Origin of the sequence: Marisediminitalea oceani, assembly GCF_003731635.1 — a bacterium.
Taxonomy (GTDB): domain Bacteria; phylum Pseudomonadota; class Gammaproteobacteria; order Enterobacterales; family Alteromonadaceae; genus Alteromonas; species Alteromonas oceani.
Genome location: NZ_RCUA01000007.1, coordinates 55,316 through 70,778, shown reverse-complemented (window position 1 = coordinate 70,778; position 15,463 = coordinate 55,316). Strand labels below are relative to the sequence as shown.

General features: G+C 50.7%; 13 protein-coding genes and 1 pseudogene. 7 read left to right on the top strand and 7 right to left on the bottom strand.

From position 1 onward, the window contains the following. Positions 1 to 915, bottom strand: coding sequence for an EamA family transporter RarD (gene rarD / locus D9T21_RS01735; protein ID WP_123323441.1), 915 nt, complete (start codon positions 913 to 915; stop codon positions 1 to 3). Between the two features lie 15 nt (positions 916 to 930). Next, positions 931 to 2,268, bottom strand: coding sequence for a magnesium transporter (locus D9T21_RS01730; RefSeq protein WP_123323440.1), 1,338 nt, complete (start codon positions 2,266 to 2,268; stop codon positions 931 to 933). A gap of 158 nt (positions 2,269 to 2,426) precedes the next feature. Here D9T21_RS01730 and recQ point away from each other — a divergent pair, with 158 nt between their 5' ends. Beyond that, positions 2,427 to 4,307: a DNA helicase RecQ gene (recQ, locus tag D9T21_RS01725; RefSeq protein ID WP_105936991.1), complete on the top strand. Its 1,881-nt coding sequence runs from the start codon at positions 2,427 to 2,429 to the stop codon at positions 4,305 to 4,307. Between the two features lie 4 nt (positions 4,308 to 4,311). Here the strand turns inward: recQ and D9T21_RS01720 are convergent, their stop codons facing one another. After that, complete coding sequence (locus D9T21_RS01720; RefSeq protein ID WP_105936990.1) at positions 4,312 to 4,989, bottom strand: glutathione S-transferase; 678 nt, start codon at positions 4,987 to 4,989, stop codon at positions 4,312 to 4,314. Between the two features lie 313 nt (positions 4,990 to 5,302). On the opposite strand from D9T21_RS01720, the gene D9T21_RS01715 reads away from it, so the two are divergent. The 5 genes from D9T21_RS01715 (at position 5,303) to D9T21_RS01695 (ending at position 11,567) form a co-directional block, all read left to right on the top strand. Then, positions 5,303 to 7,471 (top strand): outer membrane protein assembly factor BamB family protein, encoded by a 2,169-nt coding sequence (locus D9T21_RS01715; RefSeq protein ID WP_105936989.1) that lies wholly within the window; start codon positions 5,303 to 5,305, stop codon positions 7,469 to 7,471. A 113-nt stretch (positions 7,472 to 7,584) separates the two neighbouring features. Beyond that, positions 7,585 to 8,997 (top strand): protein adenylyltransferase SelO, encoded by a 1,413-nt coding sequence (locus D9T21_RS01710; RefSeq protein WP_105936988.1) that lies wholly within the window; start codon positions 7,585 to 7,587, stop codon positions 8,995 to 8,997. Then, the gene (locus D9T21_RS01705) at positions 8,985 to 9,329 is read left to right on the top strand and encodes a DUF3630 family protein (RefSeq protein WP_123323439.1); all 345 of its coding nucleotides are present in this window, start codon (positions 8,985 to 8,987) and stop codon (positions 9,327 to 9,329) included. Before D9T21_RS01710 ends, D9T21_RS01705 begins: the two co-directional genes overlap by 13 nt. 146 nt (positions 9,330 to 9,475) lie before the next feature. Next, positions 9,476 to 10,096: a GTP cyclohydrolase II gene (ribA, locus tag D9T21_RS01700; protein ID WP_105936986.1), complete on the top strand. Its 621-nt coding sequence runs from the start codon at positions 9,476 to 9,478 to the stop codon at positions 10,094 to 10,096. Between the two features lie 118 nt (positions 10,097 to 10,214). Then, positions 10,215 to 11,567 carry a DUF3300 domain-containing protein gene (locus tag D9T21_RS01695; protein WP_105936985.1) on the top strand — a complete coding sequence of 451 codons (1,353 nt, stop codon included), beginning with the start codon at positions 10,215 to 10,217 and terminating at the stop codon, positions 11,565 to 11,567. Here the strand turns inward: D9T21_RS01695 and D9T21_RS01690 are convergent. The 4 genes and pseudogenes from D9T21_RS01690 to D9T21_RS23240 all read right to left on the bottom strand — a co-directional run. Further along, complete coding sequence (locus tag D9T21_RS01690; protein WP_105936984.1) at positions 11,551 to 12,420, bottom strand: ATP-grasp domain-containing protein; 870 nt, start codon at positions 12,418 to 12,420, stop codon at positions 11,551 to 11,553. The genes D9T21_RS01695 and D9T21_RS01690 overlap by 17 nt on opposite strands. Before the next feature lie 24 nt (positions 12,421 to 12,444). After that, positions 12,445 to 12,963 carry a hypothetical protein gene (locus D9T21_RS01685; RefSeq protein ID WP_105936983.1) on the bottom strand — a complete coding sequence of 173 codons (519 nt, stop codon included), beginning with the start codon at positions 12,961 to 12,963 and terminating at the stop codon, positions 12,445 to 12,447. Between the two features lie 217 nt (positions 12,964 to 13,180). Continuing rightward, positions 13,181 to 13,765, bottom strand: coding sequence for a hypothetical protein (locus D9T21_RS01680; protein ID WP_241155598.1), 585 nt, complete (start codon positions 13,763 to 13,765; stop codon positions 13,181 to 13,183). A 333-nt stretch (positions 13,766 to 14,098) separates the two neighbouring features. Next, a pseudogene (locus D9T21_RS23240) lies at positions 14,099 to 14,326 on the bottom strand (PfkB family carbohydrate kinase); the annotation flags it as partial. 201 nt (positions 14,327 to 14,527) lie between these two features. Here D9T21_RS23240 and D9T21_RS01665 point away from each other — a divergent pair. Continuing rightward, positions 14,528 to 15,463 (top strand): bile acid:sodium symporter family protein, encoded by a 936-nt coding sequence (locus tag D9T21_RS01665; protein ID WP_123323436.1) that lies wholly within the window; start codon positions 14,528 to 14,530, stop codon positions 15,461 to 15,463.

The following is a 15,463-nucleotide window of genomic DNA, read 5'->3' as shown; positions in this document are numbered from 1 at the left end:
CTATGCCGCCCTTAGTACTTTACGCTGCTGCCGGTAGGTTTTCAGTGAGTCGAGACTAAATAACACCAGACCACACCACACAAAGCCAAAGGTAACGAGTCTGGCGGGTTCCAGCGGTTCGTTGTACATCCCTACTGCAAAGATAAACATCAACGTTGGGCCGATGTACTGAATAAGCCCGAGCGTGGTAAACATGATGCGTTTAGCCGCCGCATTAAACGCCAGCAGCGGCAGTGTGGTAACCACTCCGGCAGCCATCAGCCAGGCATTTAACGACCATTCGTTGGTTAGCATATTGGCTTCAGCAGAAGCAAAGTACACCCAGTAAAGTGCTGCAAACGGCAACAACACCAGAGTTTCCATAAACAATCCCGGCAGTGGCTCTACGGGGATTTGTTTACGTAACAGGCCATAGATAGCAAAACTGCCCGCCAGTAACAACGCCACCCAGGGTAAGGTACCGTGGGCAATAATGATATTCGCCACCCCGATGATCGCCAACACCACAGCGGCTTTTTGCATGGTGCGCAGCCGTTCATTTAAAAACAGCCGGGCCAGAAACACATTAAGCAACGGGTTTATGTAATAACCCAGGCTGGCTTCGAGCATCATATCGGCATTGATAGCCCAGATAAATAACAGCCAGTTTCCCCCCAGCAACACGCTGGCCACAGCAAGCAATCCCATTAAGCGTTTGGAGCGGAAAATGGCTCTGACCTTGGCAAACTGTCCTAAACCAAGCAGCAACAATGCCAGTAGCGCTGCTGACCAGACAATCCGATGCATCAGAATATCCGGCGCCGGTACACTGGCAATTTGCTTAAAATATAATGGGGCAATGCCCCACATGGTGTAGGCCGCCACCGCATAAAGTAGACCGGCGGTGGCCTGGCGTTGCGTAGCCTCAGCGTTCAAAGCATTTCCTTTTCATTACAGTAAAAACAGGCTACCCAGGCCCAGGAAGGCCACAAAGCCCACGATATCGGTAACAGTGGTGAGGATCACCGAACCTGAAAGTGCCGGGTCAATTTTGAGTTTTTCGAGGATCACCGGTAATACCACGCCGGCCAGGGCTGCAGCCAGTATGTTCACGAAGATAGCCAGGCAGATAACCAGCCCCAACAGCGGATCGCTAAACCACATAAAGGCCACAATGCCGATCACCAACGCCCAAATCACACCATTAACACCACCCACTTTGAGCTCTTTGGTCATCAACGCTTTTAAGTTAGCACTGGTGATCTGGCCGAGGGCGAGGCCCCGCACAATCAGGGTTAAGGTCTGGCTACCGGCGATCCCGCCCATACTGGCCACCACTGGCATCAGTACTGCTAACGCAACCACTTGTTGCAGAGTGGCTTCAAACAAGCCAATAAACCACGAGGCCATAAACGCGGTAAGCAGGTTGATACCTAACCATAATGCACGGCTACGGGCACTTTTTGCCACCGGGGCAAATAAATCCTCGTCTTCATCCATACCGGCGGTTGCCATCACCTGACGTTCGTAATTTTCGTTAACCAGCTCACTGGCACTGACAATATCGTGGCGACCGAGCAGTTTATTGTTGTCATCAATCACCGGCAGCGCGGCATAACCACTGCGCTGCACCAGCAGAGAGGCCGTGGTTGAATCATCGGTACCTTTAATGACCGGCATGGACTCTTCGGTCAGCTCTACCATGGGCAAATGTTCGGGAGCACCAAATACGGCAGTGAGTTTTACGGCAGCCGAGAACTGGCCGGAGCGGTTGACCAGGAAAATGCTGTCACAGTGAGCCGGTACATTGCGCCTTATCAGACGCAAACCATCGCGTACCTTGGCATTTAATGGCAACACCAGCATTTCATGAGATATCCAGTGCCCGACCTGCTCATCGGGAAACTGGGTCGCGTCGCGGAAATAGGCCTGTTGTTGTTCATCCAGTGCCTGAATCGCCAGTTCCAGTAGTTTGCTGGGCAGGGAGTCCATCAACTCGAGTAAGTCCTCAGCATCGATGCCGAGTAAAATGGCACTCCATTTATCGTCCGGCGTAGCGGAAATCAGCACTTCCCGTGGATCGCTCCGCATTTCTACCAGCACGTCTATCTTGCGCACATCCGGCAGCACTTCCCACAGCGACATCCGCTCTTCTACGGGGAGTGACTCTAACAGTGTGGCTATTTCGACATCTTCAGCCGGTAACAGCTGCTCAGCCACAGCCTGAAAGTCGTCGACACCGTTATCGGCAACGATTTCTTCAATGAGATCGGGTAAGGGTTCAGCCATGAGTTCCACCACACAACAAAATTTGGCTCATAATAACACTGTTGTTATCGCCGCAGGAATGACTCTGTCGCGGTACATCAGTCAGTTATGGCAAGACGCAGAAAAAGTCGGGCAAAACCCGTGAACCTCAGGCAAAAAACGCGTAAACTCTGCGACTCATGACTGCAACACCAGATACCCCCACCGCCATCGACGAAAACGATAGCCAGCCTGCTATCGTGGCAAGTGCTGCGCAGCCCGCAGACAGCCGTAACGCTCAGCAAATTCTTGAAGATATTTTCGGTTACAGCGAGTTTCGCTCCGGTCAGGCTGAGGTGATTGATCACACCATTAATGGCAAGGATGTGCTGGTATTACTGCCTACCGGGGGCGGTAAGTCGTTGTGTTATCAGATCCCGGCCATGGTACGCGACGGTACCGGTATTGTGGTATCGCCTCTTATCTCGCTGATGCAGGATCAGGTAGAACAATTACGCGAGGCAGGAGTGAAGGCTGCGTACCTGAATTCCTCGTTAGATCAGGACGATTACCAGGCCACCGTGCAGCGTCTTCAGGAGGGCCACTATGACATTATTTATGTGTCGCCCGAGCGCTTGTTACAGCGCTACTTTCTGAACATGCTGGCACAAACTAAAATCGCGCTGTTTGCGGTGGATGAAGCGCACTGCGTGTCACACTGGGGGCATGATTTTCGGCAGGACTACCGGTCTTTAGGGCAGTTAAAACAACGCTTTCCGGACATCCCGGTAATTGGCCTTACGGCAACCGCCGACACCACCACAGAACAGGATATTCAGGTACAGCTCGGACTGGACAACCCGCTGGTATACAAAGGTTCCTTCGACCGGCCAAATATACGCTACCGGGTAATGGCCAAGTACAAACCCTTTGAGCAGATCGTTACCTACATTCGTCAGCAGGATGGCAGCGGCATTATTTACTGTAATTCCCGGGCCAAGGTTGATGATCTCAGCGCCAAATTACACCGCCAGGGCTTCAAGAGTGCCGCCTATCATGCAGGTATGGATGCCGACGAGCGGGCCTACGTGCAGCGCCAGTTTATTACCGACAAGATTGACGTGGTTGTGGCGACCGTGGCCTTTGGTATGGGCATTAATAAATCTAACGTGCGCTATGTGGTTCATCACGACGTACCGCGCAGTATCGAGAGTTACTACCAGGAAACCGGCCGGGCTGGCCGTGACGGTTTGCCCGCCGAAGCATTATTGTTGTTCGACGAAAAAGACAGCGCCCGGGTAAAACAGTGGATTGATCAGGGCTCAATGGCCGACCGTAACGCCATAGAACTGCAAAAATTCGCCGCCATGGAAGCCTTCGCCGAAGCGCAAACCTGTCGCCGTCAGGTATTACTCAATTACTTTTCGCAGTTCAGCGATACTGCATGCGGTAACTGTGATATCTGCCTGGATCCGCCGCGTCCCTTCGATGGCCTGGAAACCGCTCAAAAAGTGCTGAGTTGTATTCTGCGCCTCCAGCAGCAGGCCGCCACTCAGTATGTGATTGATGTACTGCGCGGTAAAAACCTTAAACGCCTGCAGGAAGCCGGGCACGACAAGCTGTCTACCTGGGGAATAGGGAAAGACCAGAGCGATCAGTACTGGCATAACATTATCAATCAGCTCATCCACCGCGGCTATATTCGGGTGGATATTGCCAGCCACGCAATGCTGCGCTTAACCGAGGCTGCCCGCCCGGTTCTGAAAGGAGAAATTGGCGTCGAGCTGGCTACACCACGGCTTGAAATTAAAGCCGATAAACCGGCAAAAACTGCGCTTAAAAACTACGATAAAGCACTCTTCGCCCGGCTTAAACACTTACGCAAAGTACTGGCGCAGGAAAATGACGTACCGCCGTTCGTTATATTTAACGATGCTACGCTGGCCGAAATGGCCGCCAGCAAACCCACTGATAAGCAGAGCCTGCTGGCAGTCAGTGGCGTAGGCTTAACCAAGCTGGAACGCTACGGTGTGCCTTTCCTGCAACTGATTAACGACTACCTGGAGAGGGACGACGAATAATCGCTCAGGCGTAAGCGTACTCACCGCCTTTTTCGAGGCCACGCAGGTAAGCATCGCGGCTGTGGATTTTATTTACCCAGGCATCAATAGCTGCATACTGCCCTTTACCAACCCGCCCCTGCATGGCTTCCAGCGGAAAGCTCATCTGAAAATCTGCACCGCTTAAACATTCCCCTGCAAACCACTCATTCTCTTTAAGATAACTATCAACATAGTCGAGACTGGCTTTTAAGTTTGGCCCGTAATAGGCACTGGTGATGGCATCAACCACCTTAGCCACCACGGGTTTCATAAAAAACGGGCTGGCCTTTTCTTTGGCTTTACTCATCACCAGACTGGCTACCAGCGGGGGCATCAGGCTACCTTCGGCAAAGTGCATCCAGAATCGATACTGATTGAGCGCGTAACGGCTGTCAGTGGGTTTAAATTGCCCGCCAAACTCGTCTATCAGGTATTCGATAATAGCACCGGACTCCGCCAGTGTGGTATCACCGTGGGTGATTATGGGCGCCCGGCCCAGAGGATGAACCGCTTTCAGACTTTGCGGTGCCAGATTGGTTTTGGCATCACGCTGATAATGCTTAATTTCGTAGTCCACCCCCAGCTCTTCCAACAGCCATAAAATACGCTGCGAGCGGGAATTATTAAGATGGTGCAATACGAGTGGAGATGCTGTTGTCATAAAAAACCTTGTGGGCCGTATTTCCATATCCACGGCCATAAAAAACAATAAGATGAAACTAATACGCAAAAAGCCGGAGTTGGATTACATTTTTCTTAAACACGCAGCGAAATGATGTTTACACGCTGAGCACAGGGGTTGCATTAATCACCGCAAACCGATGATAACCGTATTAAAGCAGTCATCGTTTTTGGAGCAAGCCGGGCGCAAACTTACCCCGCCCAAACCAATAATGGATTCTCATCCGACAAACAGTAATGCTATGGTACGCGCTATACCTTTCAGTCTTACTTAGTCATCAGGGGTAGTTGGTATGGTCGAAGTCACTAAGGCGTCATTCATCTTCGGTTTGTTAATGACTGCATTGTTACCCACAATTGCCCGCGGTGAAACCAACGCGCCGGAAGCCTCTGTGCCCTGGCGCTATTACAACGGCGACCAGCAAGGCCAGCACTTTTCTTCTCTGACTCAAATTAATAAACACAATGTGAGTCAGCTTGAAATTGCCTGGCAGATGGATATCACCGGTCAGGGCGATCCCCAGACGAACCCATTAATTATTGGTGACAAGCTATTTGGCTTCACGCCCGGATTGACTGTTTTTGCCGTCGATGCCACTAACGGCAAAAAACTGTGGGAGTTCAACCCTAAACTAAAAGGCAGCAAGTTACCCAGTGGTAAACTATTTACCGGCCCGTCACGCGGGTTGGCCTTTTATGAGGGGAAGGAAAAGTCTTATCTGGTTGCCGGGGTAATGAACTACCTGTTTGCCATCGACAAAGACACCGGTGAACGGGTCTCTTCGTTTGGTAACGATGGCGCCATTGACCTGCGAAAGAATCTCGGCGGTGATTACACTAAACATTATGTATCTCTGACAACCCCTGGCGTCATCTTTAACGACCTCTATATTGTGGGTTACCGCACATCAGAGAATCCCCCCGCCCCCATTGGCAATATTCGCGCTTACAACCTGACAACGGGAGAGTTGGCCTGGCAGTTCAGAACGATGCCAGACAACACATCGCCTCACGCTGCCAGCTGGTCAGATCCATCTTATGCAAATACCGGTGGAGCTAACAGTTGGGCCGGTATGGCCCTGGATGAGGAAAACGGCATCGTTTTTGTGCCTACAGGCTCTGCCGTGCCAGACTTTTTTGGTGGTTCGAGGTTAGGTGATAACCTGTTTGCTAACACCTTGCTGGCCCTTAACGCGCGTACCGGCGAAAAACTATGGCACTTTCAAACGGTACACCACGACATCTGGGACCGCGATCTCCCCTCACCACCATCGCTGTTAACGGTTCGCCATAAAGGTCAGGTCCGGCAGGTAGTGGCCCAGCCTACCAAGCAGGGCTTTTTATTTGTGTTCGACCGTTTAACCGGTGAACCTTTATTTGATATCAAAGAACAGGCATTCCCACCTTCTGCATTGGAGGGCGAAGTCACCTCTCCTACCCAACCAGTGCCTGTGCTGCCTGAACCCTACGCTAGGCAACACCTCACTGAAGCACTCCTCACCGACAGAACGCCGGAGGCTAACGCCTGGGCAAAAGCGGAGTTTAACAACATGATCAGCGAAGGCCTGTTTGTACCATTTACCACCGACCAGCCTACCGTAATCTTCCCGGGCTTCGATGGCGGTGCAGAATGGGGCGGCGCGGCAGTAGACCCTGACCAGGGCGTGATATTTATAAATTCCAATGATATTGCCTGGACAGGCTCGATGGTAGAAGCCACGCAGCATGCTGATAAAGGGCATAATTTATATGCGCAAAACTGTGCAGTATGCCATGGTGAAGACAGAAGCGGTTCTCCGCCGGCGTTTCCTTCGCTCATCGATATTGGCAATAAACTCGCCGACCATGACATCAAAAATGTTATCAAAAACGGCCGGGGGAGAATGCCCCAGTTTGCCGGGCTAACAAAGCAAGAGCTTACCGACCTTACCAGCTTCCTGACTGATGAAAAGCCTCCATCCAGCGAGGAACCCGCCAAGACCGGCGATAAAGTAGAAATGGTTTCCCCGTTTAACAGCGCCAAAAATGCGCGTTACTACTTTTCCGGCTACCACAAGTTTTTGGATCCCGACGGCTACCCGGCAGTCAAACCACCATGGGGCACTCTGAACGCAATCGATGTAGCAACCGGTCAGTATTTGTGGCGTAAGCCGCTGGGTGAATATCCCGAGCTCGCCGCCGCAGGCCTGACTAACACCGGTTCTGAAAACTATGGCGGTGCAGTAGTCACAGCCTCTGGCTTATTGTTTATTGGCGCAACCATTTACGACCGCACAATTCGCGCCTTTGATACTTCAGACGGCAAAATTTTATGGCAGGCACAACTGCCCTATGCCGGTACGGCCACACCAGCGACCTACATGGTTGATGGGGTTCAGTATATCGTCATCAGCACCAATAACGCCCGTAATCCTAAGGGGCAACAAGGGGCGGCTTACGTAGCCTTTAAACTCGCGAATTAATGGCTGGTAACTATGGCGTCGGATGACTGCAACATTATCCTGCGCCCTTCCCCATCTACACTATAGTTCAGGCAGGTGTTACACTTTTCTTCCTGTAGTTTATTGAGAGTCCAATGCAATTACACCATCGCTACGCTACCGAATTAGCCGACACAGTCAGCGCAGTAAAGCCGCAGCCTTTGAGCGAAATGAGCATGCCGATGTACAACCGCGAGCTGGCAGCACAGTTTGAACTGCCGGATAGCGACGCACTGATGTCGGCGATATTTGATGAAGGCGGTGAGCTGGCGACTAACGCCGTGGCGCAAAAATACGGCGGCCACCAGTTTGGCCAGTGGAATCCTTTTCTGGGCGATGGGCGTGGTTTATTACTGGGTGAGGTAAGCGATGACCAGGGCACTAGCTTTGATCTGCACTTAAAAGGCGCCGGCCAGACCCCCTATTCCCGCCATGCCGACGGGCGTGCCGTGTTACGCTCAACCTTGCGGGAATACATTGCCTCAGAAGCACTGCATCATCTGCGCATCCCAACTTCCCGGGCGCTGTGTTTAATGACCAGTGAACAATCCATTGTGCGGGAGTTGCCTGAGCCTGGCGCCATGATGATCCGCATGGCCCCGAGCCATATTCGCTTTGGCCACTTTGAGTTTTATTACCACAATAAACAACAAGACACGCTGGACAAGCTGATGCAGTACACCCTCACTCATCACTTCCCGGAGTGTTTACAAGACGCCAATCCGCATAAAGCGCTGCTGACAGCCATTACATTACGCACCGCGCGCATGGTGGCGCTTTGGCAGGCATACGGCTTCGTACACGGCGTAATGAATACCGACAATATGTCAATCCACGGTATTACCTTCGATTACGGGCCTTACGCCTTCATCGAACACTTCCAGTCTGATGCAGTATTTAACCACTCCGACTACGAAGGCCGCTATGCCTTTGATCGTCAGCCCGGAATCGCGCTGTGGAACCTTAACGCGCTGGCCTATGCGTTTTCTGGTCACCTGAATACCGATGATATCCGCGCCTGCCTGACGTTATTTGAGCCCACCTTTTTAAGTCAGTACCATCATCAGATGCTCAGCCGCATTGGCCTTGAGGATAATGCAGAGAACGAGCCCTGCCTGAATACCTGGCTGAGTTTGCTTAACGCTGAGAAACGCGACTATACCCAAAGCTTCAGGCAACTCATTATGACCGACCCACAGCAGGAATCAGTGCCGTTACGCGATCAGTTTGTTGACCGTAACGCCTTTGATAACTGGTGGCAGGATTACCGCCAGCGCCGCCTTGCTGCGGGTGTTGCAAATGATGCGCTTTACCCGCTTAATCCACTGGTTATCCCACGTACGCACTATTTACAATCGGCTATCGACGCCGCCGAACAAGGTGACTTCGGGCCGGCGCACAAGCTGATGGAAGCCATTCGTCAGCCATTTGATGATAACGAGATAACCCGGGAATATTCCCAACCCGGCGCTGCCAGTTCGCAAGGGAGTCTTTCATGCAGCAGTTAACCCCACCCGCTATTGCCAACTTGCTGGTATGCGAACCCGGCATTATCCGCTGGACCGGGCCGATCCCCGCTACCCAGCAACAGGCAGTGGGTCTGTGCCACAATATTGCCCGTTTACTCAATGCCCGCCAGGGCGAGAATGACTGGGGTGCTGACAGGTTACAGGTGCGCCTGGTGGCCGATGATTTTGAGCTACTGTTTAACGTGGAATGGCTGTGCGAAGCGGTTTGGCTGGAGCCGGTAGGCGCCTCTACCGCCCATATCAGCAAGGCAGACATGCTGCAAAACGTACAGCTAAAACTACAGCAAGCGCTGGAGCAGGCGGATCTTTAGTATACCAATTTAGTTCGGCCTGAATATTAGACCCGTGCCCTGATAGGCGGTATAATCGCCGCCCCTGAGGGCTTGTAAACCTGTGTTCCTGCCCTCATGTAGTGGTACTTATTAGGCAGTTTCTACATCAACCCGGCTCGAGTTTCATGACCAGTAAATCCCAGCAATACCGATTTGTCAGCGCAGCAAAGCTTCCTACCCGCAAGGGAGAATTCACTATCCATGGTTTTGTGGAAGAAAACTCGGGTGTAGAGCACGTTGCATTATCATACGGTACCTGGCAGCCGGAAGACGTGGTGCCTATTCGAATCCATTCTGAATGCCTCACCGGCGATGCGCTGTTCTCTACCCGTTGTGACTGCGGTTTCCAGTTAGAGCGAGCGATGGAAAATATCGTCGAAAACGGCTGTGGCGTACTGCTGTATTTGCGTCAGGAAGGGCGTGGTATCGGCCTTATCAATAAAATCCGTGCCTATCATCTGCAAGACCAGGGCATGGATACCGTTGAAGCTAACGAACATCTGGGTTTCGATGCCGACATGCGCACCTACGAGATGTGCAAGGTCATGCTGGATAAGCTGAATGTTAAGAATGTTGAGCTGATGACCAATAACCCCCGTAAAACCGCGGCGCTGAAAGATCTCGATATTAACGTGGTGGCCCGCAAGCCCATTGATCACGGTATCACCAAAGACAACAAAAACTACATTAAAACCAAAACCGAAAAACTCGGCCACGCCTTCGACCCACATATTCTGGGTGACTAAGCTTTATTTGCCAGCAAGCTGAACAATTGGTTCAGCTTGGTTCAGCCTGAATTAATCTTGCCCTTGCTATAACGATACAAACATCACACCAAGTGCCCTGTGGCACAGGAGAGTTTGTATGAAAAAGCGATTAATACTGGCCCTGTTTCTGCCGCTGGTCTACGGCGGTCATGCACTGGCTACCACGGCCCCCGAAAATCAACCAACATATAATGCGCAGCGTCTCAGCGAAGAAACGCTCGACACCCTGTTGGCGCCAATCGCGTTATACCCCGACACGCTGGTAACCCATATTCTGATCGCCAGTACTTACCCGTTACAAGTGATAGAAGCCGACCGCTGGCGTCAGGATAATCAGTCGCTGGAGGGTGACGCACTGGAGCGGGCGCTGGAAAACGCCGACTGGGATCCAAGTGTAAAGGCTTTGGTGCCGTTTACCGATGTCCTGCGTCACATGAGTGATGACCTCGGCTGGCTGCAAAACCTCGGCGACGCGGTGATCACCAATGAAGACTGGGTGCTCGACAGAGTACAGGCGCTGCGTTTACAGGCGCGCCAGAGTGGCAACCTGCAAAGCAACGATTACCAGCAGGTTTCCACCGAAGATAAGATCATTGTGATTGAATCCCGCCAGCCCGAAGTGGTGTATATTCCTTACTACGACACCCGCCATGTCTATGGCCACTGGCATTACCACAGCCAGCCGGTTTTCTGGCCCACCAGCGTACGGATAGCCCTGGGTCATCGTATTTACTGGGGCCCGCGGGTAAGCATTTCAGCCGGCTTTTACTTCGGTAATATCTGGTGGCCTGAACGGCACATTATTATTCGTAGTACCCCTTCACGTCGTTATGTGAGACCACACTATCCGACCAAGCGTTATTCTGTAAAAGAATACCATCGCTGGCAGCATAATGTGGGCAACCGCCATGCCCGTTATTCGCAACGGGTAGCGACCCACAAACCGGCCATCGTTAAGCAACACCGATCATTAGATAATGCAGCCAGACATCGCGAACTGTATACCCGAACCCAGGCTGGCAATAGCTATCGGATAGATGGCGGGAAACAGGGTAAACCATTACAGCGCGAGTCCAAAGGGCAGAAACCTGTGAAATACAGCCAGGACGCCAAACAGTTAAAACAGCGCCTGCAAAGCCATGAGAATAACCCAGGTAATCGCAGCCTGCCCAAAAATGTGGTGAGAGCGCCTAAAGAACAGGCTCATGGCGGTAAGCCGGGCTATAAACAGCGGGAATTTGCGCCAGCTGAACGGCAACAGGTTCGTCAACAACCTCAGGAGCGTACGGTACACAAAGAGCGCAAGTGGGTAAATAAAGCGCCGTCGCATTCACAGCGTCCGCAGCAAGCCTACTCTAAGCCAAGCCAGCAGCGCCCGGTTAAGCAATCACATAGTCGCCCGGCACCGCGGGATAATGCTCAGAAACCTCGGGTTAAGCGTGAGCATTAAGATAGCGAAGGTAGGCGTTAACAAACCGCTGGGGTGACTGTTCATCCAGGTTGAAATAGAGTGAGGGCTCAATGAGCTCGAGCTCTATGATGCGCCATTCATCGGCAAACCATAATAAATCAACCCGCGCATACAGGTAATCATCAGGCATGGCATTCAGCGCCGCCTGCGCATTTGCCAGCATAGCGGGTTCCGGCGTAATCGCCTGCAGGCTGCCGCCATGCTCTTCCTGCACTCTGAAATCCCCTGCTTTCGGCTGCTTGAGTATGGCATGACTCAGTTTGCCAGCGAAATAAAACAAAGACACCTCGCCTTGTTCGGTAACACTCCGTACAAACGGCTGAACCATACACTCGCGCCCGGCAAAACATGTGGCCAGCTCAGCAGCGGTAGACGTCAGCTTAGCTGGTGTTAAGCGAAAGGTATCGTCGGCATTAGCACTTACGCAGGGCTTAATAACCAGTTCATCGCAGGCAAATTCGCTAAACGCCTCGGTAATAGCGCTTTGATCAAAGCCGCAAAGCCAGCGCGTGGGCAGCACAGGTACGTCAGCAGCTTCCAGATCTTTAAGATACTGTTTGTTTAGATTCCACATCATCAGTGACAACGAGTTCATCAATCGGGATTGCTGATCAATACGCTTCAGGCAGGCGACAAACTCAGTTTCATACTGTTGGTAATCCCAGGGGCTGCGCACAATAACTGCTTCATAGCTACTGTAATCCACTTCCGGCTGGTGCCAGGAAATCGTATCCACTTCATACCCCAGCTCGGCAAAAGGCGCCAGCAGCAGCTCGTCGTAAACAAAGAAATCCTGCAAATCGTCCATCGACAGAAACGCGAGCTTTTTCATAATCATTCCCGAGGTAATAACAGATTATATTTCGATGAGAAGACCCTGACTGGTTATGTCGATGCGTTTGGGCTTTTGAATACCAAACGCCGCCATATCCAAATCGTCGAAGTCTAACAGCAGGATCACCGGCACTCGTTTACCTTCAAGACGCTTTATGCCATTAACCAGGCTATCGGATACTACCGCCTGATTATCCAGCACTTTTAGCTTATCCAACCGCGGCTCAATAAGGCGCAGTTGCGCCAGTTGATGGTGGTAGGCAATGCGCCCGGAAATCTCCGCCTTGGCTTGCAACCGTTGACCATTTTGCTCTGCCAGTACGGTGACTTTCACGTTCACTTCATCTTCCAGTGGGTCAAGCTCAACAAAGGGGTCAGAGAAGGTAAACACTACATCGTCAAAGGTGCGCTGCTGAGGAAACACTGCGGTCACCATAGTATTTAACTGGCTTTCCGAAAAGGTCATGGTGAAAGCATGCGCGGCAGGCATACCCACCAGCAAAGTAAACAGGCAAATCCAGAGGCGGCAAAGATACTTCATGGGACAACATCAGTTGATTACTATCTGCTAAGGCTACCAGATTTTTAGTATGCAGGCACGATACTATCATCCAGTTATCGTGAGGACTTATAGTTTTGATCTGCCGTTGCTACGGCAGCTTTAGACAAGGAACGGACTAACGTTGCCGCGCAGCTGATGTGGCCTTGTTATGCCCAATTCATCTATCTTGTGGATCTATTTATTGGCGGCCGGTCAATTATGGCTCCAGACTATCAGCATCAGGCAAAGGTGTGTATTTGTATCCAGTCAATACCCAAACTCCATTTATATAAGTATAAGTCCACTCCCTGGTTCCATCGGCTCTAGTCTGTTTGACTGTTTGCTTATCACCTTCTTTCGGTGTTGGGTCAGGATCCGGAGCATTGTTAAACGTTTCAAAAGAACTTTCGGATCCTATATTAGACTTACCTACCCCCGTACAGAAATGTTTCTTAGTTATCAAAGTATAAGGTTCGTCAAGGTCAAACGTGTTAGTGCTAATTGCTTCATACATTGCATCAATCAGCCCAGGACTGAGAGCCGGGGTTCCTTTTTCCTCTACCACTTCAGTACTACAAAACGTTTTTGCTAAAGTAGAACCGGAAAAGATAATAGATGAAACCACAAAGAATGATACATAAGTACCTAATTTGAATACATCTGACGACTTAAAACGTACTCGATGGCGTTTAATCGATAATACAGAATTATGAATATATTTAAGCACCTTAATAAAATCTCCTTTTAATTTTAATTGTGAAAGTCCAAGTCCACAATTAAAGCCTAGTCGTAACTCATGCAAGTCACAAGACGCATTAAATCAAACCTCGAAGATTAAATGCATGAAATTACGAGTAAAAGAAAATTTACGCTATGCACTACCCACTGTGTCAGCTTTATTTAAGGCTAGTTGCACGTGTGTCAAATGGATAGTTTTCAAAAGTCAATGAAGTAGTTGTCGTCAAGATAGGCAATTAAATTGGTCTTTGGTACTGAAGTACACAATGAGATATGTGAAAAGCCCTGATCTCAACATTTTGCATATTCAAGTGATGGTATGTTTTTATGCTTCATGCGCCAAAATCGAAGTCGCGTTAAATGTCTCGAATTCAGATAATAAGTGTACCACTCATGGTTAAATGGTAACGTTTGTTGAAAGGTAACAACCTTTACTTCCCATGGTGACAAATATGACTCCCGCTCCTAGCTGGTGTAAAGCACTACAACCGTCTGGTATATTCAACTCTCCGGTAAGAAGCGCCAATTCCTCTTCACTTACTTTTACCACATCAGCCAATGCAAAAAACGCGTTACATTTTGCTTTAAACTTATCCAGTCTGCTTTGCCAAAGATCAACACGGTAATTAGGGTCGAATCAAACAATACTGCCGTTGTTTTGACAGCGTTCAGCCATGCACGGCAGGTACAGCCCGTAATGAAAAAAGACAAATCCAGAGGCGGCGAAGAAACTTCATTAGGCGACAGCAAGGTGATCCTCTGTTATTAAATAATTGCCGCTTAGCAATGTTAAACTTAAACCAGTCTGTTTTTATTGAGAGTTACAGTGGCCATTTATTTGTTTCCGGTTCTGGCGTTGTTGATAAGCGTGTTTGCTTATCTTTTTCCTGCTTTATTGGTTGGTTTAAAGGCGTTTATTGTGCCCTTGCTGGTTGTGGTGATGCTGGCCATGGGGCTCACACTGCAGTGGCGGGATTTCACTAAAGTATGGCAGTACCGCCGCATAGTCGGGGCCGGCGTGGCTATTCAGTTCATTATTATGCCCTTTGCGGCCTGGCTCATTGCTTTGCTACTCGGGCTGTCAGAGGCGTTAATTACCGGCATGATGCTGGTCGGCGCTACCGCCGGCGGTACCGCATCGAACGTGATGGCTTATTTAGCCAAAGGCAACGTAGCGCTATCGGTTAGTATGACCATGATATCGACCCTGGTGGCCGTAATCCTGCTGCCTTTACTCACCTGGTTATATTTAGGCCAAAGCATCGAGGTACCTGCCTTGTCGATGCTGGGTATGCTGGTTAAAGTCATTTTGCTGCCGGTGGCTGCTGGCATGCTGCTAAACCACTTTTTTAAACATAAGCTGGCTGGTATAGCGCCAGCCTGCTCGGTATTTTCCATGGCTGCCATACTGCTCATCATCGCCATTGTGGTTGCGCTTAATAGTGACAACCTCAACACCGTGGCCTGGCAGGTAGTGAGTGCTGTTATCCTGCATAACCTTATTGGTCTTGGCTGTGGCTACGGGCTGTCCCGCAAACTGGGTTACGACTCGGTAATTGCCAGAACGGTAGCGATAGAAGTAGGTATGCAGAACTCCGGATTGAGCGTCGCCCTGGCTTTAAAGTACTTCTCGGCGGCGAGCGCCCTGCCCGGCGCAATATTCAGTATCTGGCACAACCTTTCAGGCGCTCTGTTTGCCAGTTTCTGGGCCAAACGCAGCAGCCCCGGAGAGGGCCAGAATCAGGATAAACAACCCGGATAG